This window comes from Herbidospora cretacea, assembly GCF_001570605.1.
Taxonomy (GTDB): domain Bacteria; phylum Actinomycetota; class Actinomycetes; order Streptosporangiales; family Streptosporangiaceae; genus Herbidospora; species Herbidospora cretacea.
On the sequence record NZ_BBXG01000021.1, the window covers coordinates 1 to 21891 of the forward strand.

General features: G+C 71.3%; 18 protein-coding genes. 9 read left to right on the plus strand and 9 right to left on the minus strand.

Annotated features, from left to right (window positions below):
• Positions 1–273: 273 nt before the first annotated feature.
• Both guaB and AW270_RS30735 read left to right on the plus strand, forming a co-directional pair.
• Positions 274–1755 (plus strand): IMP dehydrogenase, encoded by a 1482-nt coding sequence (gene guaB, locus AW270_RS30730; protein WP_061299628.1) that lies wholly within the window; start codon positions 274–276, stop codon positions 1753–1755.
• A 24-nt stretch (positions 1756–1779) separates the two neighbouring features.
• The gene (locus AW270_RS30735; RefSeq protein ID WP_174549905.1) at positions 1780–2898 is read left to right on the plus strand and encodes a GuaB3 family IMP dehydrogenase-related protein; all 1119 of its coding nucleotides are present in this window, start codon (positions 1780–1782) and stop codon (positions 2896–2898) included.
• Positions 2899–2944: 46 nt separating this feature from the next.
• Here AW270_RS30735 and nagA read toward each other — a convergent pair whose 3' ends face one another.
• Genes nagA through AW270_RS30750 form a run of 3 tightly spaced genes read right to left on the minus strand, consistent with a single transcriptional unit; the run spans position 2945 to position 5502 of the window.
• Positions 2945–4066, minus strand: a complete 1122-nt coding sequence (gene nagA / locus AW270_RS30740; protein WP_082801948.1) for an N-acetylglucosamine-6-phosphate deacetylase — start codon at positions 4064–4066, stop codon at positions 2945–2947.
• Positions 4063–4926, minus strand: coding sequence for an SIS domain-containing protein (locus AW270_RS30745; RefSeq protein WP_061299630.1), 864 nt, complete (start codon positions 4924–4926; stop codon positions 4063–4065). Before AW270_RS30745 ends, nagA begins: the two co-directional genes overlap by 4 nt.
• A 9-nt stretch (positions 4927–4935) precedes the next feature.
• Entirely contained in the window at positions 4936–5502 is a 567-nt protein-coding gene (locus tag AW270_RS30750) for a dihydrofolate reductase family protein (RefSeq protein ID WP_061299631.1), read from the minus strand.
• Positions 5503–5632: 130 nt separating this feature from the next.
• Here AW270_RS30750 and AW270_RS42335 point away from each other — a divergent pair, with 130 nt between their 5' ends.
• Positions 5633–6670 carry a WGR domain-containing protein gene (locus tag AW270_RS42335; RefSeq protein WP_245674933.1) on the plus strand — a complete coding sequence of 346 codons (1038 nt, stop codon included), beginning with the start codon at positions 5633–5635 and terminating at the stop codon, positions 6668–6670.
• Complete coding sequence (locus tag AW270_RS42340; RefSeq protein WP_245674934.1) at positions 6637–7023, plus strand: hypothetical protein; 387 nt, start codon at positions 6637–6639, stop codon at positions 7021–7023. The genes AW270_RS42335 and AW270_RS42340 overlap by 34 nt, the downstream gene beginning before the upstream one ends.
• Here AW270_RS42340 and AW270_RS30760 read toward each other — a convergent pair.
• Entirely contained in the window at positions 6987–7736 is a 750-nt protein-coding gene (locus AW270_RS30760) for a TetR/AcrR family transcriptional regulator (RefSeq protein WP_061299632.1), read from the minus strand. The two genes, AW270_RS42340 and AW270_RS30760, sit on opposite strands and share 37 nt — an antisense overlap.
• A gap of 71 nt (positions 7737–7807) precedes the next feature.
• On the opposite strand from AW270_RS30760, the gene AW270_RS30765 reads away from it, so the two are divergent.
• Together AW270_RS30765 and AW270_RS30770 are read left to right on the plus strand one after the other, a co-directional pair.
• Positions 7808–8629 (plus strand): alpha/beta fold hydrolase, encoded by an 822-nt coding sequence (locus tag AW270_RS30765; protein WP_061299633.1) that lies wholly within the window; start codon positions 7808–7810, stop codon positions 8627–8629.
• Positions 8630–8661: 32 nt separating this feature from the next.
• On the plus strand, positions 8662–10404 hold the full coding sequence (locus AW270_RS30770) for a glycerol-3-phosphate dehydrogenase/oxidase (RefSeq protein ID WP_082801949.1): 1743 nt from the start codon (positions 8662–8664) through the stop codon (positions 10402–10404).
• On the opposite strand, the gene AW270_RS30775 is transcribed toward AW270_RS30770, so the two are convergent.
• Together AW270_RS30775 and AW270_RS30780 are read right to left on the minus strand one after the other, a co-directional pair.
• Positions 10401–12542 (minus strand): beta-propeller domain-containing protein, encoded by a 2142-nt coding sequence (locus tag AW270_RS30775; protein WP_061299635.1) that lies wholly within the window; start codon positions 12540–12542, stop codon positions 10401–10403. The two genes, AW270_RS30770 and AW270_RS30775, sit on opposite strands and share 4 nt — an antisense overlap.
• A 31-nt stretch (positions 12543–12573) precedes the next feature.
• Positions 12574–14460, minus strand: a complete 1887-nt coding sequence (locus AW270_RS30780; protein WP_061299636.1) for a serine/threonine-protein kinase — start codon at positions 14458–14460, stop codon at positions 12574–12576.
• A 97-nt stretch (positions 14461–14557) separates the two neighbouring features.
• On the opposite strand from AW270_RS30780, the gene AW270_RS30785 reads away from it, so the two are divergent.
• The 3 genes from AW270_RS30785 to AW270_RS30795 are packed head-to-tail and all read left to right on the plus strand — an operon-like array spanning position 14558 to position 18981.
• A complete protein-coding gene (locus AW270_RS30785) occupies positions 14558–16114 on the plus strand; it encodes a succinic semialdehyde dehydrogenase (protein WP_061299637.1) in 1557 nt (518 codons plus the stop codon).
• Between the two features lie 49 nt (positions 16115–16163).
• The gene (guaA, locus tag AW270_RS30790; protein ID WP_061299638.1) at positions 16164–17711 is read left to right on the plus strand and encodes a glutamine-hydrolyzing GMP synthase; all 1548 of its coding nucleotides are present in this window, start codon (positions 16164–16166) and stop codon (positions 17709–17711) included.
• Positions 17712–17736: 25 nt separating this feature from the next.
• Positions 17737–18981, plus strand: coding sequence for an acyltransferase family protein (locus AW270_RS30795; RefSeq protein WP_063819400.1), 1245 nt, complete (start codon positions 17737–17739; stop codon positions 18979–18981).
• On the opposite strand, the gene AW270_RS30800 is transcribed toward AW270_RS30795, so the two are convergent.
• The 3 genes from AW270_RS30800 to dprE1 form a co-directional block, all read right to left on the minus strand.
• Complete coding sequence (locus AW270_RS30800) at positions 18870–19679, minus strand: polysaccharide deacetylase family protein (protein ID WP_061299640.1); 810 nt, start codon at positions 19677–19679, stop codon at positions 18870–18872. The two genes, AW270_RS30795 and AW270_RS30800, sit on opposite strands and share 112 nt — an antisense overlap.
• A 92-nt stretch (positions 19680–19771) precedes the next feature.
• A complete protein-coding gene (gene dprE2 / locus AW270_RS30805; protein ID WP_061299641.1) occupies positions 19772–20506 on the minus strand; it encodes a decaprenylphospho-beta-D-erythro-pentofuranosid-2-ulose 2-reductase in 735 nt (244 codons plus the stop codon).
• Positions 20503–21807, minus strand: coding sequence for an FAD-binding oxidoreductase (dprE1, locus tag AW270_RS30810; RefSeq protein ID WP_061299642.1), 1305 nt, complete (start codon positions 21805–21807; stop codon positions 20503–20505). The genes dprE2 and dprE1 overlap by 4 nt, the downstream gene beginning before the upstream one ends.
• Positions 21808–21891 lie beyond the last annotated feature (84 nt).

Sequence of the window (21891 nt, forward strand, 5' to 3'; positions counted from 1 at the left end):
GCCCCCGACCGCCGCCGCCGGTCCCGCTCGCACCCGGCGCCGACCGCCCGCTCCCGCCCCCGGTCGCCGACGGACAAGTCTGGCCGCAGCCGTCGCCACGGATCCACGCCAGACCATCCATCCAGGTCTGGTCATGCTGTGCCCGGCCAAGAGCGCTCGGGCCTGCGCGTGCGGAGCACGCGCCGTCAGACACGCGCCATCAGACAGGGGCCCTAGACTGGCCCGGAGGCCTGACGAGGTCTTCTTTGCCGCCGGAGGGGGTTCGCGGACGCCATGGCCAGATTCACCGAACAAGGGCTCACGTACGACGACGTGCTGTTGGTGCCCGCATACTCGGACCTGCAGCCAGGAGACGCTGACACCGGCACCCGGCTCACGCGCGGGATCACGCTGAAGATCCCGCTGATCAGCGCCGCGATGGACACCGTGACCGAGGCGCGCATGGCGGTGGCGATGGCCCGCCAGGGCGGCGTCGGCATCCTCCACCGCAACCTGTCGATCGACGACCAGGCCCGCCAGGTCGACCTCGTGAAGCGCTCCGAGGCCGGCATGGTCACCAACCCGGTCACCTGCTCGCCCGACGACACGCTCGCCGACGTCGAGAAGCTCTGCGCCACCTACCGGATCTCCGGCGCGCCGGTCACCGACGCCGAGGGCGTGCTCGTCGGCATCGTCACCAACCGCGACATGCGCTATGAGACCGACCACTCCCAGCGCGTCCGCGACGTGATGACCAAGATGCCGCTGGTCACCGCCCCGGTCGGGGTCTCCCGCGACGAGGCGTTCCGGCTGCTGCGCACCCACAAGGTCGAGAAGCTGCCCCTCGTCGACGACCGGGGCCGTCTCCAGGGCCTGATTACGGTCAAAGACTTCACCAAGAGCGAGCAATACCCGCTGGCCACCAAGGACCCCGACGGCCGCCTCGTGGTCGGCGCGGCGGTCGGTGTCGGCGGCGACGCCGAGGAGCGCGCCCGGACGCTCATCGACGCCGGGGCCGACGTGATCGTCGTCGACGTCGCCCACGGCCACTCCAAGGGCATCGGCGACATGATCGCCAAGCTGAAGGCCAACACCGCCGTCCAGGTCGTCGGCGGCAACATCGCCACCCGCGCGGGCGCCCAGGCGCTCATCGACGCGGGGGCCGACGCCGTCAAGGTCGGCGTCGGGCCGGGCTCCATCTGCACCACCCGCGTGGTCGCCGGTGTCGGCGCCCCGCAGGTCACCGCCATCCACGAGGCCTCGCTCGCGGCCGGTCCCGCGGGCGTGCCGCTGATCGGCGACGGCGGCCTCCAGTACAGCGGCGACATCGCCAAGGCCATCGCGGCCGGGGCCGACGCGGTCATGCTCGGCTCCCTGCTCGCGGGCTGTGAGGAGTCCCCGGGCGAGCTGATCTTCATCAACGGCAAGCAGTTCAAGTCCTACCGGGGCATGGGCTCGCTCGGCGCCGTCCGCAACCGCGAGCGCGGCGGGCAGTCCTTCTCCAAGGACCGCTACGCGCAGGACGCCGTGAGCGGCGACGACAAGTACATCCCCGAGGGCATCGAGGGCCAGGTCCCCTACCGCGGCCCGGTCGCCGCCGTGGCCCACCAGTTGGTCGGAGGCGTCAGGCAGGGCATGTGGTACACGGGGTCGCGCACCATCGCCGAGCTCCGCGACAACGGCCAGCTCATGCCGATCACCGCGGCCGGTCTGAAGGAGAGCCACCCCCACGACATCCAGATGACGGTGGAGGCTCCGAACTACCACCGTCGCTGACCTCTTCGAGCAACAGGAACACACATGACACAGGTGGAGATCGGGCGCGGCAAGACCGGGCGGCGCGCCTACGCCCTCGACGAGATCGGCATCGTCCCCTCGCGGCGCACCCGCGACCCCGAGGAGGTGTCGATCTCCTGGCAGATCGACGCCTACCGGTTCGACCTGCCGCTCGTCGTCAGCCCGATGGACAGCGTCGTCTCGCCCCGCACGGCGATCGAGATCGGCAGGCTCGGCGGCCTGGGCGTCCTCGACCTCGAAGGCCTGTGGACCCGCTACGACGACCCGCAGCCGCTGCTCGACGAGGTCGCCGAACTCGGCGCGGCCGCCGCGACCCGGCGGCTCCAGGAGATCTACACCGCGCCGATCCAAGACGAGCTGATCGGCCGCCGCATCGAGGAGATCCGCGCGGCCGGGGTGACGACCGCGGTGCGGCTGTCCCCGCAGCGCACGGTCCAGCACCACAAGGCCGTGATCGACGCGGGCGTCGACATCTTCGTGATCCGCGGCACGACCGTCTCGGCCGAACACGTGTCGGGCCGGGCCGAGCCGCTGAACCTGAAGCAGTTCATCTACGAGCTCGACGTCCCGGTGATCGTGGGCGGCTGCGCCACCTACACGGCGGCGCTCCACCTGATGCGGACCGGCGCGGCCGGCGTCCTGGTCGGGTTCGGCGGCGGCGCGTCCCACACGACCCGCAACGTGCTGGGCGTCGTGGTGCCGATGGCGACCGCGGTCTCCGACGTCGCGGCGGCGCGCCGTGACTACATGGACGAATCCGGCGGGCGCTACGTCCACGTCATCGCCGACGGCGGCATGGGCGGCTCGGGCGACATCGCCAAGGCCATCGCCTGCGGCGCCGACGCGGTCATGGTCGGCTCGCCGCTGGCCCGCGCGGCCGAGGCCCCCGGGCGCGGGTTCCACTGGGGCTCCGAGGCGCACCACCCTGATCTGCCCCGCGGACGTCGCGTGGAGTTCGGGACCATAGGGACGCTGGCCGAGATCCTCCACGGTCCGTCGTCGGTGGCCGACGGGTCGATGAACCTGATGGGCGCGCTGAAGCGGACCATGGCGACGTCGGGCTACTCCGACATCAAGGAGTTCCAGCGCGTCGAGGTCGTGGTGGCCCCGCCGCAGCCGTAAGACCGTTCTGGGACGGGGCGCCGGGAGCTTTCCCGGCGCCCCGTTTTCAGACCCACTCGCCCTGGCGCATCACGCGGTGGACCTCCAGGTCGTCGTTCAGGACGACCAGGTCGGCGCGTTTGCCGACGGCGATGGAGCCGACCTCGGCGTCGAGGCCCAGGGCTCTGGCCGGGTTGAGGGAGGTCACCTCGGTGGCCTGGCTCAGGGTCAGGCCGTTGAGCCGGACGCCTCGGCGGAAGGCCTTGTCCATGGTCAGGGTGCTCCCGGCGATGGAGCCGCCGCCCTCCAGGCGGGCTTCGCCGTTTCTGACCTCGACCTTCATGGGGCCCAGGTCGTAGTCGCCGTCGGGCATGCCGGCCGCGTCCATGGCGTCGGTGATGAAGGCCACGCCGCCCTTCGCCGAGCGGAGGGCCAGGTCGATGACCGCCTCGTGGAGGTGGAAGCCGTCGTTGATCAGCTCCACCGTCACGCGTTCGTCCTCCAGGGCGGCGGTGATCGGGCCGGGGTCGCGGTGGCCCAGGGGGCGCATGGCGTTGAACAGGTGGGTGGCGACGGTGGCTCCGGCGTCGATGGCGGCGCGGGCCTCGTCGTAGGTGGCGTCGGTGTGGCCGATGGCGGCGATCACGCCCGACTCTGCGCAGGCGTCGATGGCGGCCAGCGCGCCGGGGAGCTCGGGGGCCACGGTGAACATGCGGGCGTGGCCCTGGGCCGCCTCGATCAGGTCGGTGAACTCGCTCACCGAGGGGGTGCGGAGCAGCCCCGGGCGGTGGGCGCCGCACCGGGCCGCCGAGATGTACGGGCCCTCGAAGTGGACCCCGGCCAGCAGGCCCTCGGCGCAGAGCCCGGCCAGCATGCCGGCCGCCGCGCGCAGCGCCTCCAGCGGGGCGGTGACCAGGCTGGCGACGGCGGTGGTCGTGCCCCTGGACAGGTGGAAGGCGAAGGCGCGCCTGGCCTGCTCCTCCGAGCCCGCAGGGTAGCCCGCGCCGCCGCCTCCGTGGACGTGCATGTCGACGAAGCCGGGGACCACCAGGCGGTGGTCCAGCGACTCGCCGTCGCGGGGGGCGGCGCCGTGGCCGATGTGGGTGATGCGGCCCTCCTCGATGGAGAGCCAGCCGTCGGTGACCGCGTGTCCGGTGACGACCCGGGCGTTGACGAGGGTCTCGCTCAAGGAAGGATCACCGATCTCGTGAGGTGGAGGGGCTCGTCGGGGTTGAGGCCGCGCGCCTGGGCGCGGGCGACGGCCACGCGCTGGATCTTCACCAGTTCGGCCATCGGGTCGCGGCCCGACCCCACGAACGTGCCGCCGTGGCCGGTCACCTCAGCTTCGAGGCGTTCGGAGGGCCTGCCGAGCATCCACGTCACCCGGCCGGGCCCGGCGATCGAGATCGGGCCGTGGCGGTATTCCATCGCCGGGTAGCTCTCTGTCCAGGCCCGCGCCGCCTCGCGCATCTTCAGCGCGCCCTCGGCGGCCAGGCCGATGGCCCAGCCCCGGCCCAGGAAGGTGTACTGCTCCGCCTCCGGCAGGTCGCCGAGGTCCTCGGCCAGCGCCTGCTCGGCGTGCTCGATCGTCCCGGTCAGGTCCTCGCCGAGGTGGGCGCGGAGCAGCGCGAGCTGGGTGGTGGCGAAGCGGGTCTGGACGACCGACCGCTCGTCGGCGAAGTCGAGCACGATCACCTCGTGGGCCGCCGTCATCACGGGCGTCGACGGGTCGGCGGTGATCGCGACGGTCGGCAGCTCCAGGGCGCCCAGCAGGGCCAGCACCTCGGTCGTCGTGCCCGAGCGGGTCAGCGCGAGGACGCGGTCGTAGGTCCGGCCCAGCGGGAACTCCGAGGCGGCGAACGCGTCGGTCTCGCCCAGGCCGGAGCCCTCCCGGAGGGCGGCGTACGACTGGGCGACGAACCAGGACGTGCCGCAGCCGACGACGGCGACCCGTTCTCCCGGCCTGGGGAGCGGGGCGTCGGCGGCGAGGTCGGCGGCGCGGGCCCAGCAGGCCGGTTGTGAGGCTATTTCCGATTCGGTGTGCGTCACATCGGCACTTTATCCAGTTGTGTACCGACTGACGATCACCGCGTCGTCGCAGGTCCGCGAGTCGACGAGGGTCAGCCGGAGGCGGTCCTTGATCCCGCTCAGGAACGGGGTGCCGCCCGTCAGGACGACCGGGTGGACGACCATGACGATCTCGTCGAGCAGGCCGAGGCCGGCCAGCGTCGAGGCCAGGGCGTTGCCGCCGGTCAGCAGGATGTGCCCGCCCTCCTCGTTCTTCAGGGCGGTCAGGTCGGCCTCCACCGACGCGCCGCGGACGATCCGCGTGTCGCCGGGCACCTCGGTCAGCGTGTCGGACACGACGACCTTGGGCCGGGCCCGCCACTTGGGCGCGTAGGCGATGTCGTGGGGGTGGGCGTCCGGGTCCTGGTCGGCGGTGGGCCAGTAGGAGGCCATCCAGCCGTACACGACCCTGCCGTAGAGCAGGATGTCGGTCTCGTCGGTCAGCCCCTCGGAGAAGGCGGAGAAGTCAGGGCCCACATTGGCCCAGTCGAACGCGCCGCCGGGGCCGTCGATGTAGCCGTCGAGCGAGGTGTTCACCATGTAGATCAGCTTGCGCATGTCCGCTCCTCAGATTGTCGTCTCGTCGGTGAGTCGGAGCCGGTCGCGGGTTCTCTACATGCGTACCGGAAAAAATGTCCGCGTCTTCCCCTACGCTCGCGATCACTGAGCAAAGGGAGGAAATGGGGATATGACGTACCTGGAGCTGTCCGAGGAAGGCGGCGGGGCGCACAAGTTCTACGAGGCCGTGGTCTCGGGGACGCGGGTGACCATCACGTACGGCCGCATCGGAGAGAACGGGCAGGTCAAGGTCACCGACTTCCCGACCGAGGAGAAGGCGCGGGCCGCGGCGGCGAAGAAGGTCGCGGAGAAGACCAAGAAGGGCTACGCCCCGGCGGTGCGAGGGGTCCGGCAGCGCCGGGCGGTCACCCGGCGGGCGATCACCAGCACCCGCTCGACCGCCAAGCAGGCCCCCGTGCTGTGGCGGTTCGCCAGCGGCTCGGCCGCGTTCGGCATCTTCGTCGACCGGGAGCGCTGCTGGGTCGGCAACCAGGCCGGGCACGTCTACACGCTGACGCCCGAAGGCGAGATGACCGGGCGGTACAAGCTGCCCGACGGGGTCAAGTGCATCGTCGCCGACGACTTCTGGATCTACGCGGGCTGCGACGACGGCAAGGTCTACGACCTGAGCGGGAAGGTGCCTCGGGCGGCGTACGAGATCGCCTCCGACGTCGACATCTACTGGCTCGACATCGCGGACGGCGTTTTGGGCGTGTCCGACGACTCCGGGCGGATCACCACGATCGACTACGAGGACGAGTTCCTGTGGGCCCGCACCGGCGGCGGCAGCTCCGGCTGGATGGTGCGCAACGACTCCGACGCCGTCTACCACGGCCACTCCGGCGGCGTGGCCCGCTACGACCTCCAGGGCAGGCCGCCGACGGCGTCCTGTTCGGCTGGCAGGAGGAGAAGTCGGTGTACGCCGGCACGGCCAGCCGTACCGTCCACAAACTGGCCAAGTCGGACGGCGCGGTCGAGGCGGTCTACCAGTGCGACGCGGCGATCTACTCCTGCGCGACCTCGCCCGGCGGCCAGTACGTCTTCGCCGGTGACTCCGCCTCCTCGGTCTACTGCTTCTCGGCCGACGGGACCCGGCTGTGGAAGCTGGCGACCGGCTACGGCTCGGCGTTCTCCATGCAGTACCTCGACGAGCGCCTCTACATCGTGACCACCGACGGCTCGCTGGCCTGCATCGACGCGACCGAGCAGGCCATCGCGGCGGCCCGCGAGGGCACCGTCCCGCAGCCCCGCGACGTCAAGATCGCCGCGTCGCTGCCGGTGGTCGAGCCGTCGATCACGGTCGAGACGACCACCGACACCGGCGACGGTGTGCTGGTCGAGTGCTTCAGCGAGGGCGGCCGTCTCCGGATCCGCGTCCTCAGCCCCGGCTACGAGAACTGGAACGTCCAGTTCCCCCGCGAGATCCGCGAACCCGGCGCCCGGTACGTGGTCGAGGGCATCCGCCCGTCGGGCAACGGCGGCTTCTACCGCGCTTTCGGAGACATCCGCCGCCTGGTCTGATTCTCCAGGCCGTCCAGCAGCAAGGTCAGGCCGCCCGTGAAAGCCTCGTGGGCGGCCTTGTCCCATTCGACTGGGGGCAGATTGGCCGACCTCGGAAAACGCTCGGCGAAGTCGGGGACCAAGCTGCTCATCAGTCCGGATCTGGCCGTCCACCACTCCTGGTCTGAGGTGCCCGTGCCGGTGGCGGCGTCGCGGCTCTCCGCGATGGTCCTCGCCGAGCCTCTGACCAGGCTGAACAGGGCGCTCACCGTCGCTCTGACCGCCACGTCGGGGAGGGCCTCCAGCAGTTTCTCCAGGACCGTCTGTTCGTGGGGGCCCAGGACCGGGCGGGCATGGGAGACCTGGAGGAGCCACGGGTGGCGGAGATAGCGCTCGTGGACGGCCAGGGCCCAGATCTCGACCGCGTCCCGCCATCCGCTGGGGAGGTCGGGTACCAGCCCGGCGTGCGCGTGGTCGTACATGAGGTCGACGAGTTCTCGTTTGGTCGGGACGTAGGTGTAGAGGGCCATCGCGGTCCGGCCCAGGCGTTCGCCGACCGCGCGCATCGAGAGGCCGTCGAGGCCTGACTCGTCGGCGACGGCGATGGCCGCTTCGAGGATCGCGTCGACGGTCAGGGCCGGTTTGGGGCCGCGTCTGGGCGGGCCGTCGGACGTCGTCCGCCACAGGAGCGCCAGGGTGCGCTCGGGGTCACCTTGGCCCGCGTAGACGACCACGCGTTTCAACTCCTTACGGCATAAGCTATTGTCGTCGGTCTGAAATAGCTTACGGCATAAGGAGATCGCTGATGTACGCCACTCTCCACGACGGCGCCCGGATCGAGATCGAAGTCCACGGCCAGGGGCCCGCCCTCCTGCTCCCCGTCGACCCCCGGCCCGCCGGCGACGGGCCGGCGGCGGAGGCCCTGCGGGCCTGGGGAGGCGAGCCCGGCCTCGGGTCCAACCTGGTCGACGGGCTCAAGGGCCGGTTCACGGTGATCGCGTTCGACTACGAGGGGCACTGTCTGGCCGTGCCGAAGAAGGATCTGACGCCCGGGAACGCGGTGAGCGACCTGCTCGCCGTCGCGGACGCGGCGGGGGCGGAGACCTTCGCCTACTACGGCTACTCCTGGCTCGCCATGATGGGGCTCCAGCTCGCGATCCGGTCGGACCGCGTCACCGAACTGGTGATGGGGGGCTACCCGCCCCTCCACGGCCCCTACCGGGAGATGCTCGCCGTCACCGAGGCGGCCTGGGAGTACGCCAGGAACCCGGAGCCGCCGGCGGAGAACGTCGCCCCGGGCGACTGGGACAGCTCCACGCCGAGCGCCAGTCCCGACCAGACCGGGCAGTTCATGGCCCTCTATCAGGAGCTCCAGGAATTCGACGACCGGGCCGTCACGTTGCACATCCCCCGGCTGTGCTTCGCCGGGTCCGGGGACGCCATCGTCTACGGCGACAAGTGGGGCGGGGTCACGGTCGACATCGCCGGGCCGCTGCTCCGGCACCGGGAAGAGATCGAGGCGAGGGGCTGGGAGGTCCGGGTCCTCGACGGGCTCGACCACATGAGTGCCATGCGGTCGGAGGTCGTGCTGCCGATCCTGACAGGATGGGTAGGACGACACGGGTAGGCGCTTAGCCGTACAAAGGGAGAGTTATACCCATGACCGCGCTTATGGGGACAGGGCGGCTGGGGCCGGCGGAGCGATACGCGGCCCTGTCGCAGATGGCGGCGCAGGAGCTCGACGTCGTGGTGGTCGGCGGCGGCGTGGTCGGCGCGGGGGTCGCGCTCGACGCGGCCACGCGGGGGCTGTCGGTGGGGCTCGTGGAGGCGCGCGACTACGCCTCGGGCACCTCGTCGAGGTCGTCCAAGCTGATCCACGGCGGGCTGCGCTACCTCGAACAGCTCAACTTCGACCTGGTCAGAGAGGCCCTCCAGGAGCGGGCGCTGCTGCTGCAGCGGATCGCGCCGCACCTGGTCCGGCCGGTGCCGTTCCTGTTCCCGCTGACCCACGCGGGGTGGGAGCGGCCCTATGTGGGCGCGGGGCTGGTCCTCTACGACTCCCTCGGGTTCTCCTTCGGCTTCACCCGGGGCGTGCCGGGGCACCGGCACCTGTCCCGCACCCGCGCGCTGCGGCTGGCCCCGGCGCTGCGGAAGTCGGCGTTCAAGGGGGCCGTCCAGTATTGGGACGCCCAGGTCGACGACGCCCGCTACGTCATGACGATGCTGCGCACCGCCGCGACCTACGGCGCCCACGTCGCCTCCCGCACCCAGGTGGTCGGGTTCCTCCGGGAGGGGGAGCGGGTCACCGGCGTCCGGGTCCGTGACCTGGAGACCGGCGAGGAGATCGACATCCGGGCCAAGCAGGTCGTCAACGCGACCGGGGTGTGGACCGACGACATCCAGGAGCTCGTGGGCGGGCGCGGGCAGATCCACGTGAAGGCGTCGAAGGGCGTCCACCTGCTGGTGCCCCGGGATCGCATCCACTCGCTGACCGGGATCATCCTCCGTACCGAGAAATCGGTCCTTTTCGTGATCCCGTGGGGGCGCCACTGGATCATCGGCACCACCGACACCGAATGGACCCTCGACCTGGCCCACCCGGCCGCCTCGCGGACCGACATCGACTACGTGCTCGACCACGTCAACGAGGTCCTGGCGGTGCCCCTCACGAGAGACGACGTCGAGGGAGTGTACGCCGGCCTGCGGCCGCTGCTGCGCGGCGAGTCGGAGCAGACGTCCAAGCTCTCCCGCGAACACGTCGTCGCCCACCCGGTGCCGGGGCTGGTGCTGGTCGCGGGCGGCAAGTTCACCACCTACCGGAAGATGGCCGCCGACGCGGTCGACGCGGTGGTCCACGGCCTGGCCACGCGGGTGCCGCCCTCCTGCACCGACACCGTCCCGCTCGCGGGGGCCGAGGGCTACCAGGCCCGCTGGAACTCCCGCTACCGGCTGGCCCAGCAGTCGGGGCTCCACGTCGCCCGCATCGAGCACCTCCTCCAGCGCTACGGCTCGATGATGGACGAGGTCCTCGCCCTCATCGAGGAGGACCCGGGCCTGGCCCGCCCGCTGACCGGCGCCGACGACCACCTGCGGGCCGAGGTCGTCTACGCCGCCACCCACGAGGGCGCCCGGCACCTCAACGACGTGCTCAGCCGGCGCACCCACATCTCCATCGAGACCTTCCACCGCGGCCTGGCCGTCGCCGAGGAGGTCGCCCAGCTCCTCGCGGGGCCGCTGGGCTGGGACGACGACCAGGTCAAACGTGAGGTGGAGTACTACACCAAGCGGATCGAGGCCGAGCGCGCCGCCCAGGAGACCGACACCGACCAGGAGGCCGACGCGATCACCATCGGCGCGCCGGAGATCGTCCCGGTGGCCGCGCCCGATCGCGATCCGGTCTAGAACTTGATCCAGGTCCGGTCGGCGAGGCTGGCCTTGTCGCTGACCTTGACGCCGAGGTCGGAGAAGGTCCAGACGGTGTCGCCGATAATGACGCTGCGCCTGATCGACGGGTCGAGCGGCACGTTCGGGTCGGCCTTCGGGTGGGTGATCACCCCGGCCTTCTCGATCGTGTCGCCGATCTTCAGCACGAGCGCCTGCGAGCCGTCGTAGTAGTCGGCCCCCCACGTGGCGAGCGGGATCAGCGCGAGGCCGTCCTGCGCCCAGTAGAGGAAGGCGTGCGGGTCCCATTCGGCCTGGGTGGCCGAGTCCTCCTGGTGGTAGCGGGACAGCACCGCCGGGGCCCCCGGGTCGCGGACGTCGAACAGCGACACCTGGGTGCCCTGCGTCTGGCCCTTGGTGTTGGCCTCCTGGCCGACGCCGATCAGCCTGCCGTCGCCCGCCGGGTGGAGGTAGGCCGAGAAGCCGGTGATCTTGAGCTCGCCGGTGACCTTCGGGACCTGCGGGTCGCGCAGGTCGAGGGTGTAGAGCGGGTCGACCTGGCGGAAGGTGACCATGTAGCCGACCGGGCCGATGAACCGCACCGAGTAGATCCGCTCACCCTTGCCCAGACCGGTCACCTGGCCCGCCGCCGCGAGGGTGTCGGCCTTGAGGACGTAGACCCCGCTCTCGGAGGTCTTCGTGGTGTTGGTGGTGGTGGCCACGCGCAGGTGGTCCTCGTACTCCGACAGGGAGTACTGGTTCAGCAGCCGCCCGGGGACCGAGCCGGAGGCCAGGTAGCGGGGCACGCCGCCGCCGGACACGTCGAACCGGTGGATCTCGGTGCGCTCCGGCTGGACGACCTCCGGCACCACGTCGCCGCTCTCGGAGGGGGAGGGGGTGATGACCTCGGCCGTCGGGGGCGCCGACGACGGGGTCGGCGTGGAGACCGTCTCGGCCGTCGGCACGACCTTCTCCACGTCGGTCGGCGACGCCTGGACGTCCGGCGCGACCTTGCCCGGGTCGGGGATCTGCGTCGGCATGTCCGGGTCGGGCGACGGAGCCACCGGGGTGGCGGCGTCCGACGGCACGTCCGGCACTGGCACCGGGTCGACGTCGACCGCGATCGGCATGGGGAAGAAGCCGCCCCACCACAGGGGGTTGCTCGTCACGTAGAGGCTGGTCCCGGTGCCGTAGACGGTGTCGCCGTCGGCCGCGACGCTGATCGCGTCGGTCGTGCCGAAGGAGCCGTTCAGGTCCAGGGTGTGCACGGTCAGCAGCGACCGGCCGGTGAAGTCGGCCGGGTGGCTGACGTTCTCGCACTTCACCGCGCCCGGCGTGGTCTGGCCGCCTGACTCGATCTCGTATTTGGGCAGCCACGCGTCGAGCGGCGCTCTGCGGTAGGTCTCCTTGACCGCGTCCAGCATCTGCTGCTGGGTCATGTTCGGGTTGTACTCGGGCAGCGGCACCTGCGGCTCGCCGCGCACCACGATCCGGACGGTCGTGCCGACCATCCGCGCGTCGACGTGCTGGGCGTTGAGGGGGGCCAGGCTGCCGATGACCTTCGGGGTCCCGGCCAGGTCGACCAGCACGTAGCGCGGGGTGGTCGGGATCTCGAAGCCGGGCTTGGCGCGGGCGGTGGCCGAGGCGTAGCCGCCCTGGTTGAACAGCACCAGCGCGCGGTCCCCGGACACCAGCAGGTTGGCCTCGGTCCACCCCAGGTCGTCGCCGAGGAGCTTGAGCGTGCCGGTGACCCGCCGCGACTCGGCGTCGATCACGCGCAGCACGCCGCGGTTGATGGTGATGACCCGGTCGCCGTCGGTCTTGACCAGGTCGGGCTCGTCGACCCCGGCCTCGTGGACGTTGGTCGACGAGTGGGTCTGGTTCCCGGAGGCGGCGGTCGACTTCGCGACGTCGCGGGCGGCGGAGTCGGCCGCCTCCGCGCGTGCCATGGGCAGCACCTGGAAGGCCTGGGCGTGCTTGACCGCGGCCTCGCGCAGCCCTTCGAGCATGCTGTCGCAGTCGTCGAAGGCGACCAGCTTGATGTTCGTGGTCAGGTTGATCGGCGTCACCGGGTCGGGCGACGGGCCGGCACCCGGCGTGCACGCCGCCGCCAGCAGTGCAATCGCGATGGCTCCGGCCACGCGAATCGAGGTGGTCATGCCCCTAGGACGGATCGTCCCCCTTCCGGGTTCAGGGGCGGTGGAGGTAGGAGGAGCGGAAGTAGAGCTTGTCCATCGCCGCGTCGGTGGCCTGGATCAGGGTCTGGGTCTCCACGCCTTCCAGGTCGGTGACCACCACGGCGTCCTCGTCGTCGTCGGCGACGGCCGTGCAGAAGATGTGGGTGGCGTCCCACCAGCCCAGCACGGTGTCGCAGCCCGACTCGAACTCGTTGAGCACCGCGCCGGTCGCGGTGTCCCAGACGCAGAAGGTGACGTCCTTGTCCTGGCAGCGGGCCACGAACGAGCCGCCGCCCTCGCTGAACATGTCGCGGGGGTCGCTGAGGGTGCCGCCGATCGGGGGGAGCGTCCGCAGCTCGCGGCCGGTCAGGTCGTAGACGTGGGGGGCCTGGCCGTCGTCGTCGGTGACGACGGTGGTGACCGAGTCGCCGGTGCCGGTCCAGGCGAAGGCGGTGTCGCCCTTCAGTCCGGGCACGGCGACGACCGCGGCGGTCTCGGCGGCCGGGTCGACCACCACGAAGCCCTGGGTGACCGTGGTGTCGCCGGTCTTCTTCAGCGAGGTCAGCAGGACCTTGGTGCCGTCGGGCGACCAGTGGACGTAGTTGGTGGTCAGCGGCTTGGCCACGGTCTTCACGGTCACCGACGTGCCGCTCGACACCTGGGTGATCTTGACGGTGTCGGAGTCGTCGTCGTCGTACTGCCACGGGATCCCGGCCAGGCGGTCGCCGGTGGGGCTGGGGGCGGCGTCGGCGAGGGAGTGGCGGGTGAAGGTCGTCTTGCCGGGTTCGCGGACGTAGGCGTCCCACTTCTCCCGCTTCACCCAGAAGATCGACAGATAGGCCGGGTCCTGGGGCGACTCCCGCGCGACGGCGGTGGTGTCGTCGAGGTCGATGACCACCGGCGCCGGGCTGGGAGAGGGCGTCACGACGGGTGCGGACGACCGCGTGACCGGCGGCGGTTCGGAGTTCGTGGTCGCGGCCCACACCCCGCCGATCGCGGCGATCACCGCCAGCGCGGTCGCGCCCGTCACCACCGCCAGCGTCGGGAACCCGCGCCTCTGCGCGGGCAGCTGGGGGACGGTCGGCCGGGCCGCCGCCGGGTCGCTGACCAGCAGCCGGTCGATCACCTGGCGGGCGGTCGGCCGCAGCGCCGGGTTCTTGTTCAGGCAGTCGAGCAGGATGCCGCGCAGCGGCTGGGGGATGTCGCCCAGGTCGGGCTGCATGCGCAGCACCCGGTTGATCACCGCGGGCATGGTGTCGTTGCCGAACGGGGCCCGGCCGTTGGCGGCGTAGGCGATCGTGCCGGCCCACGCGAACAGGTCGGCGGCCGGTCCGATCGGGCCCCCGGCGAGCTGCTCGGGCGCCATGTAGGCGGGGGTGCCGATCATCGTCGAGGTCAGCGCCGTGTGGCTGCCCAGGGCCTTGCTGATGCCGAAGTCGATCACGCGCGGGCCGTCGGAGCCGAGGATGACGTTCGGCGGCTTGAGGTCGCGGTGGACGATCCCCGCCTGGTGGATCGCCGCCAGCGCGGTCGCCGTGCCGATGGCCAGCCGGTGGAGCGCGTTGCCGGTGCGCGGCCCGGTCTGCGGGATCGCCTGCGCCAGCGACTGGCCCTCGATGTACTCGCTCACGATGTACGGCCGGGCGTCCTCGGCCCCCACGTCGATGACCTGGGCGGTGCAGAACGGGGCCACCCGCTTGGCCGCGCTCACCTCGCGCAGGAAGCGCCGCACCATCTCCTGGTCGGCGGCGAGCTCCGGCCGCAGCCACTTGATCGCCACCCGCTCGCCGGCCGGGCCCTCGCCCAGGTAGACGATGCCCTGGCCGCCTTCCCCGAGGACCGCCTCCAGCCGGTAGCCGCCCAGGACGCGCGGATCGGTCGGGCGTAAAGGAGTCGCCATGACTCGAATTGTGGCCCATCCCGCCGATGACACGGCGTTGCGAATTGACCGTACCCGCCGGTAGTCATGAGCCTCGCTCCGGAATAGTCTCGCCGGTATGGCTGGTGAAACCCGGGTGCCCGACCCCGCGCTGCTCGACCGTCTCCTCCGCCACGTCACGTCGGAGGGCAAGACCCGGACCGTGGTCACGCCCTTCACCGGCGAGCCGCTGGCCGAGGTGCCGATCTCGTCGGCCGAGGACGTGCGCCTGGCCCACCAGAAGGCCCGGGAGGCCCAGGAGGCCTGGGCCGAGCTGCCGGTGAAAGACCGGATCAAGCCGTTCGAGCGGCTGCACGACGCGATCTTCGACCGCCGCGCCGAGATCCTCGACATCGTCCAGTGGGAGACCGGCAAGGCGCGCCGCCACGCCTACGAGGAGGTCCTCGACGTCGCCGCGAGCGGCCTCCACTACGTGCGCAAGGCCCCCGGCCTGCTCGCGCCGCACGCCCGCCGCGGGCCGTTCCCGCTGGCCACCCGGACCGTGGAGGTACGCCACCCGCGCGGCGTCGTCGCCCTGATCAGCCCGTGGAACTACCCCCTGTCGCTGGGGGTGAGCGACGTCGTGCCGGCGCTGATGGCCGGGAACGCGGTGGTCCACAAGCCCGACACCCAGACCTCGCTGTCCACGCTGTGGACCATCGACCTGCTGACCGAGCTCGGCATGCCGCCGGAGATCTGGCAGGTCGTGATCGGCGACCCGGCCGACATCGGCGAGCCCCTGATCGACGGGGCCGACTACGTCGCCTTCACCGGCTCCACCCGGGCCGGGCGCGCGGTCGCCGAGGCCGCCGCCAAGCGGCTGATCGGCTGCTCGCTGGAGCTCGGCGGCAAGAACCCCATGATCGTCCTGGACGACGCCGACCTCGACCGGACCACCCAGGGCGCGATCAGGGCCTGCTTCACCAACGCCGGGCAGCTGTGCGTGTCGATCGAGCGTCTCTACGTCCACGACGGCGTCTACGACCTGTTCGCCGAGCGGTTCACCCGCGCGGTCCGGAACATGAGCATCGCCCCCGGCCACGACTGGGCCACCCAGATGGGCTCCCTCACCTCCCAGCGCCAGCTCGACTCCGTCGCCGCCCACGTGGACGACGCGGTCGCCAAGGGCGCGAAGGTCCTCACCGGCGGCCGGGTCCGCCCCGACCTGGGCCCGTTCTTCTACGAGCCGACCGTCCTCGCGAACGTCACCGACGACATGGCCCTGTGCCGCGAGGAGACCTTCGGCCCGGTCGTGGCCCTCTACCGCTTCCGCGACGTCGCCGAGGCGCTCGACCTGGCCAACGACACCGCCTACGGCCTCAACGCCTCCGTCTGGACCGGCGACCCCGCCAAGGGCCGCGCCCTGGCCGCCCGCATCAAGGCCGGCACCGTCAACGTCAACGAAGGCTACGCCTCGGCGTACGGCTCGTTCGACGCCCCGATGGGCGGCATGAAGAACTCCGGCCTGGGCCGCCGCCACGGCTCCGAGGGCCTGCTCAAGTTCACCGAGAGCCAGACGATCTCCACCCAGGCGTCGTGGCTCGGCTTCGACCCGATCCTCGGCATGCCCTACGAGACATATGCGGACACCCTGGTCACCCTGCTCAAGGCGATGAAGAGGCTGCGGCTCAAATGACCCCCGGTAGACTGGCGGGACCGCCGGTTCATCTTCAGGGAGTCCTCCTGTGTCAGATTTCGACACGGTCCTGGTCGTCGACTTCGGGGCGCAGTACGCCCAGTTGATCGCCCGCCGGGTACGTGAATGTCAGGTCTACTCCGAGATCGTCCCCTCGACGATGCCGGTGGCGGAGATGCTGGCCAAGAAGCCGAAGGCGATCATCCTGTCCGGCGGGCCGTCCTCGGTCTACGCCGAAGGGGCCCCCGCCGCCCCCGAGGGGCTGTTCGAGACGGGCGTCCCCACGTTCGGCATCTGCTACGGCTTCCAGGTCATGGCGCAGGCCCTCGGCGGCACGGTCGCCAAGACCGGGATCGCCGAGTTCGGCCGCACCGACCTGACCGTCGTCGAGCCGGGGCGCCTGTTCGACATGCTGCCGGTCTCCCAGCAGGTCTGGATGTCCCACGGCGACGCGGTCGCCGAGGCCCCGGCCGGGTTCACGGTCACCGCCTCGACCGGCGAGACCCCGGTCGCCGGGTTCGAAGACCCCGCCCGGGGCTTCTACGGCGTGCAGTTCCACCCCGAGGTCATGCACACCGACCACGGCCAGAAGGTGCTCAAGGCGTTCCTCGACGCGGCCGGGTGCCGGCCAAGCTGGACCATGCTGAACATCGTCGAAGACGCCGTCGAGGCGGTCCGGGCGAAGATCGGCGACGGCCGGGCCATCTGCGCGCTGTCGGGCGGGGTCGACTCCGCCGTGGCCGCCGCGATGGTGCAGCGGGCCATCGGCGACCGGCTGACCTGTGTGTTCGTCGACCACGGGCTGCTGCGCAAGGGCGAGGCCGAGCAGGTCGAGCGTGACTTCGTGGAGATCACCGGCGTGAAGCTGCGGGTGGTCGACGCGTCCGAGCGGTTCCTCAAGGCGCTGTCCGGGGTGACCGACCCCGAGGAGAAGCGCAAGATCATCGGCCGTGAGTTCATCCGGGTCTTCGAGGACGAGCAGCGCGCGATCGTGGCCGACGGCCCGGTCGACTTCCTGGTGCAGGGCACGCTCTACCCCGACGTCGTCGAGTCGGGCGGCGGCACCGGCACCGCCAACATCAAGAGCCACCACAACGTCGGCGGCCTGCCCGACGACCTCCAGTTCGACCTGGTCGAGCCGCTGCGCGCCCTGTTCAAAGACGAGGTGCGCCGGGCGGGCGAGCAGCTCGGCCTGCCCGCCGCGATGGTGTGGCGGCAGCCGTTCCCTGGGCCGGGCCTCGGCATCCGGATCATCGGCGAGGTCACCCACGACCGGCTGGAGATCCTGCGCGAGGCCGACGCGATCGCCCGTGAGGAGCTGACCCGCGCCGGGCTCGACCGCGACATCTGGCAGTGCCCGGTGGTGCTGCTGGCCGACGTGCGCTCGGTGGGCGTGCAGGGCGACGGCCGCACCTACGGCCACCCGGTCGTGCTGCGGCCGGTGAGCTCCGAGGACGCGATGACGGCCGACTGGTCGCGGGTGCCCTACGACGTGCTGGCCCGCATCTCGACGCGGATCACCAACGAGGTCCGCGAGATCAACCGGGTCACCCTCGACGTCACCAGCAAGCCGCCGGGCACCATCGAGTGGGAATAGTCCAGGTCGGGGTAGATTGGCCCCGGTGACCACGTCTACCCGCCTGGCCTGGCTCGACGCGTTGCGCGGAATCGGCGCGCTCGCCGTGGTGGCCGAACACCTGCTCCCCTGGGTCTATCCGCCGTTGCGGCCCACGTTCATGAACGTGGGCATGTACGGCGTGGTGGTGTTCTTCCTGGTCAGCGGCTACATCATCCCCGCCTCGCTGGAGGGGCGGGGAGACGTGCGGGCCTTCTGGACCAGCCGGCTGTTCCGGCTCTACCCGCTCTTCCTGCTGGTCTGCGCGATCGCGCTGCTGGTGGGGCTGTGGGTGCCGATCCGCGAGCAGGTGCCCCGTGACGCCTCCGGGGTGCTCGCCCACGTGTCGATGCTGCTCGACGTCGTCCACGTCGGCGGGCTGGCCGACCCGATGTGGACGCTGTCGTACGAGATGGTGTTCTACCTGGTCGTCACGGCGCTGTTCGTGAAGGGCGTCCACCGGTTCAGCGGGTGGTACGCCATCGCCTTCGGCGGGCTCGCCGTGGTCGCCGGGCTGGTGATCGGGGCGCCCTGGCTGGGCGGACCCTGGCCCGCCGTGGTGTCGGGCGTGGTGTTCGTGGCCGGCATGGTGGCCCTGTTCACCAGGATGGCGACAGCCGCCGCTTACGTCCTCGGCGCGATGGCCCTGGTGCTGCTGGTCGGGTCGTCCTACGTGCCGTGGTTCGGGGCGGCGATCCTCGCGATGATGTTCGCCGGGACCGCCATCTACCGCTGGGAGAAGGGCACCGGCCCGCTGTGGCCGGTGTTCGCCGCGTTCGCGCTGGTGGCGATCAGCCCGGCCTGGGCCATCGCGGCCGGGTGGTGGTGGGTGCAGCCGCCCGTGTGGATCACCACGCTGGTGCTGGCCGGGGCGACCTTCTGGGCCGGGCGGGCGCTGCGCCACCGGACCCTGCCGAGGGTGTTCGTCTGGCTCGGGCTGATCAGCTACTCGGTCTACCTCGTCCACCACCCGATCCTGCGGATGGTGCCGATCGTGTTCGGCCACATGATGTCCAAGCCGCTGGGGGAGCGTGTGCTGCTGGCGGCGGGCTATCTGGCCGTGGTGCTGCTGGTGAGCTGGGCGACCTACCGGTGGGTCGAACTGCCTGCCCAGAGCCTGGGCAGGCGCCTTGTCAAGGCTCAGACCTCGCCGGCGGGCTGGCCGCCGAACGGGTCGTCCTCGTCCTCCAGCAACTGGCCGTCGTCGTCGGCCTCGTCGCTGCCCTCCGGGGCGGGCGGCGGGACGGGGTAGGACAGGCCGGGCGTCAGCTTGACGCCCTCCAGCAGGGTCGAGGCGGTGACGAAGTAGTAGCCCTGCTTCTTCAGCGTGGCCAGCACCTTCGGCATCGAGTCGACGGTCTCCTTGACGGTCTCGTGCATCAGGATGACCTCGCCCCGCCCGGCCACTTCGAGGGCCTTGGAGGTCAGCAGGCCGACCTGGCGGTTCTCCACGACCCAGTCGCCGGTCGAGGTCGTGCCGGGGATCAGCACCATGTTCAGCTTCGCGGCGATCTCCCGGACGGTGTCGTCGGTCAGGCCGCCGGGGGCGCGCATCACCGTCGGGTTCTTGCCGGTGACCTTCTTGATGAGCTTCTGGGTCTCGTTGACCTCGTCGTAGACCTCGGTCCGGGTCAGCTCGGTCAGCCACGGGTGGGTCCAGGTGTGGTTGCCGATCTGGTGGCCGGCCTTGGCGATGGTCTTCAGCAGCGTCTGGTGCCTGTTCACCTCGCGGCCGATCACGAAGAACGTGGCCTTGGCGTTGTACTTCTTCAGGGTGGCCAGCAGCCGGGTCGTGTGGGGCCCCGGGCCGTCGTCGAAGGTCAGCGCCAGGCATTTGTGGGTCGCGCAGAAAGGCTTCTTGGGTGCCTTCTTCGGCGCCGCCACGGCGGGCGCGGCCGGCACGGTGATCACCATCGCGACTGCGGCGAGGGCGGGGATCAGGCGGCGCATCACAGTCTCCTGCGTCTCACGGGCTTCAGGTTAAAAAGGCTTCACTCAAGCCCGAAGCGTAACGCCCGTTCTTGGGAGATTTCTGAGGTACGTCACCCGGTGATGCGGCGAATGAGGGATCCGGGCAGCCGCATGAGCTGTCCGAGGATGCCCGGCACCCAGACGACCTGCGTCTTCGCACGCAGCCCGTCGAGGATCGCGCCCGCCACGGTCTCGGGGCTCGTCGCGAAAGCGGGCGGGGTGACCCCTCTGGTCAGCTTGGTCCGGACGAAGCCGGGCCGGACCACCATCACGTGGACGCCCGATCCGCGCAGCGCCCCGGCCAGGCCCCGGGCGAAGGTGTCCAGGCCCGACTTGGCGGAGGCGTACAGGAAGTCGCGCGGGGACGGACGCCCGGCGGAGACCGATGAGAAGACCACCAGTGCGCCGTGGGTCTGGCGGCGCATCGCCTCGGCGCAGACGATCGCGGCGGTCATCGCCCCCACGTAGTTGACCATCGCCACGTCGGCCGCCTTGAGCGGGTCGAGGTCGGTGTCGCCCAGCAGGCCGCAGGCCACCAGGGCCACGTCGACGTCGCCGGTGGCGAACACGTCGCCGATCACCTTGGCGTGCTCCTCGACCCGGAACGCGTCGAAGTCGGCCGTCTCGACCGTGGCGCCCGCCTCGGCCAGCCGGACCGCCGCGGCGTCGCGGGCCGGCGAGGGCCGCCCGGCCAGGATCACCCGGTGGACCCGGCGGCGGACCAGCCGCATCGCCGTCGCCATCGCGATCTCCGAGGCCCCGCCGACGAGCAGCAGGCTCTGCGGTTCGCCGAACGCGTTCTTCACAACGACAACCTCCTGGCGAGATCTGACTGGAAGACCAGGCGCGGATCGAGCTCCCTGCGCCGCTCCCGGAAGGCGGCCAGCCCCGGGTACATCACCGGCAGCAGCTCGGGCCGCAGCCGCGAGTCCTTGGCCAGGTAGACCCGCCCGCCCGCCTCGGCCACCGCCTCGTCGAGCCGGTCGAGCAGCCAGGCCAGCCCCTTGGTGGTGGTCGGGAAGTCGAGCGCCAGCGACCACCCGGGCGTCGGGAACGACAGCCAGCCGCCGCTGCCCGGCCCGAACCGCTTGAGCACGGTCTGGAACGACGCGGCGTGGCTGCGCCTGATCCGTTCGACGATCTTCACGAGGGTCTGCTCGGCCCCCAGCGGCAGCACGAACTGGTACTGCACCAGCCCGCGCGGCCCGTAGAAGCGGTTCCAGTGGCCCACGCGGTCGAGCGGGTGGAAGAACGAGGCCAGCGGTCTGACCTGCACCGACTGGCGTTTCGCCGTCACGAACAGGCCCCGGTTGACCAGGCCCATGGTGTGGCGGTTGAGCAGCCCGACCGGCAGGAACCCGGGGGAGGCCTCGAACGGCCGGGCCCGGAACGAGCGGGCCGCGCCCTGTCGCGCGTGGTCTGCCCCCTCGACGACGCCCCGGCCCTGCGGCGACAGGCAGTCGAGCCAGGCGGCGGTGTAGCGGTGGGCGACGTCGGCCTCGGCCAGCCGGGCCATCACCGCGTCGAGGTCCCGGCACTTCCAGGTGTTGACGATCATGCGGGAGGTCTCGATCGGCAGCAGCCTGATCGTGGCCTTGGTGATCACCCCGGTCAGGCCCATGCCGCCCACGGTCGCCCAGAAGTCGGGGTCGTCGTGGGTGAGCGTGCGGGTCACGCCGTCGGGGCCCAGCAGGTCGAGGGCGGTGACGTGGCGGCCGAAGGAGCCGTCGGCGTGGTGGTTGCGGCCGTGGATGTCGGCGGCGATCGCGCCGCCCACGGTCACCTGCCGGGTCGCCGGGATGACCGGCGGGACCCACCCCTCGGGCACCAGCTCGCGCATGAGCCGGTGGAGGCTCACCCCGGCCTCGACCGTGACGTAGCCGTCGCGGACCGGGCCGATCGCGGCCAGCGCGGTCATGTCGAGCACCATCCCGCCCGCGTTCTGGGCCGGATCGCCGTAGCTGCGGCCCAGGCCGCGCGCGATCACCCCGCGCCCGCCCGGGGCCAGGACCAGCGAGGCCAGCTCCGCCTCCGCCTCCGGCCGCAGCAGCTCGGCGACGCTCGGGGAGGTACGGCCCCAGCCGGTGAGGATCGTCTTGTTCGCCATCGACTCTCTCCGTGATTGACCGATCGCGTCACGTTATCCCGGCTTTCGGGGGGAGGCGAGCACGCACCCGCCACGGGCGGGTGA

Excerpts from the sequence above, each read along its gene's own strand:
- AW270_RS30735 (WP_174549905.1), top strand. The coding sequence starts at position 1,780 with ATGACACAGGTGGAGATCGGGCGCGGCAAGACCGGGCGGCGCGCCTAC.
- AW270_RS30750 (WP_061299631.1), bottom strand. The coding sequence starts at position 5,502 with ATGCGCAAGCTGATCTACATGGTGAACACCTCGCTCGACGGCTACATC.
- AW270_RS30800 (WP_061299640.1), bottom strand. The coding sequence starts at position 19,679 with ATGCGCCGCCTGATCCCCGCCCTCGCCGCAGTCGCGATGGTGATCACC.
- AW270_RS42340 (WP_245674934.1), top strand. The coding sequence starts at position 6,637 with ATGCAGTACCTCGACGAGCGCCTCTACATCGTGACCACCGACGGCTCG.
- AW270_RS30775 (WP_061299635.1), bottom strand. The coding sequence starts at position 12,542 with ATGACCACCTCGATTCGCGTGGCCGGAGCCATCGCGATTGCACTGCTG.
- guaB (WP_061299628.1), top strand. The coding sequence starts at position 274 with ATGGCCAGATTCACCGAACAAGGGCTCACGTACGACGACGTGCTGTTG.
- AW270_RS30780 (WP_061299636.1), bottom strand. The coding sequence starts at position 14,460 with ATGGCGACTCCTTTACGCCCGACCGATCCGCGCGTCCTGGGCGGCTAC.
- dprE1 (WP_061299642.1), bottom strand. The coding sequence starts at position 21,807 with ATGGCGAACAAGACGATCCTCACCGGCTGGGGCCGTACCTCCCCGAGC.
- AW270_RS30770 (WP_082801949.1), top strand. The coding sequence starts at position 8,662 with ATGACCGCGCTTATGGGGACAGGGCGGCTGGGGCCGGCGGAGCGATAC.
- AW270_RS42335 (WP_245674933.1), top strand. The coding sequence starts at position 5,633 with ATGACGTACCTGGAGCTGTCCGAGGAAGGCGGCGGGGCGCACAAGTTC.
- AW270_RS30765 (WP_061299633.1), top strand. The coding sequence starts at position 7,808 with ATGTACGCCACTCTCCACGACGGCGCCCGGATCGAGATCGAAGTCCAC.
- AW270_RS30785 (WP_061299637.1), top strand. The coding sequence starts at position 14,558 with ATGGCTGGTGAAACCCGGGTGCCCGACCCCGCGCTGCTCGACCGTCTC.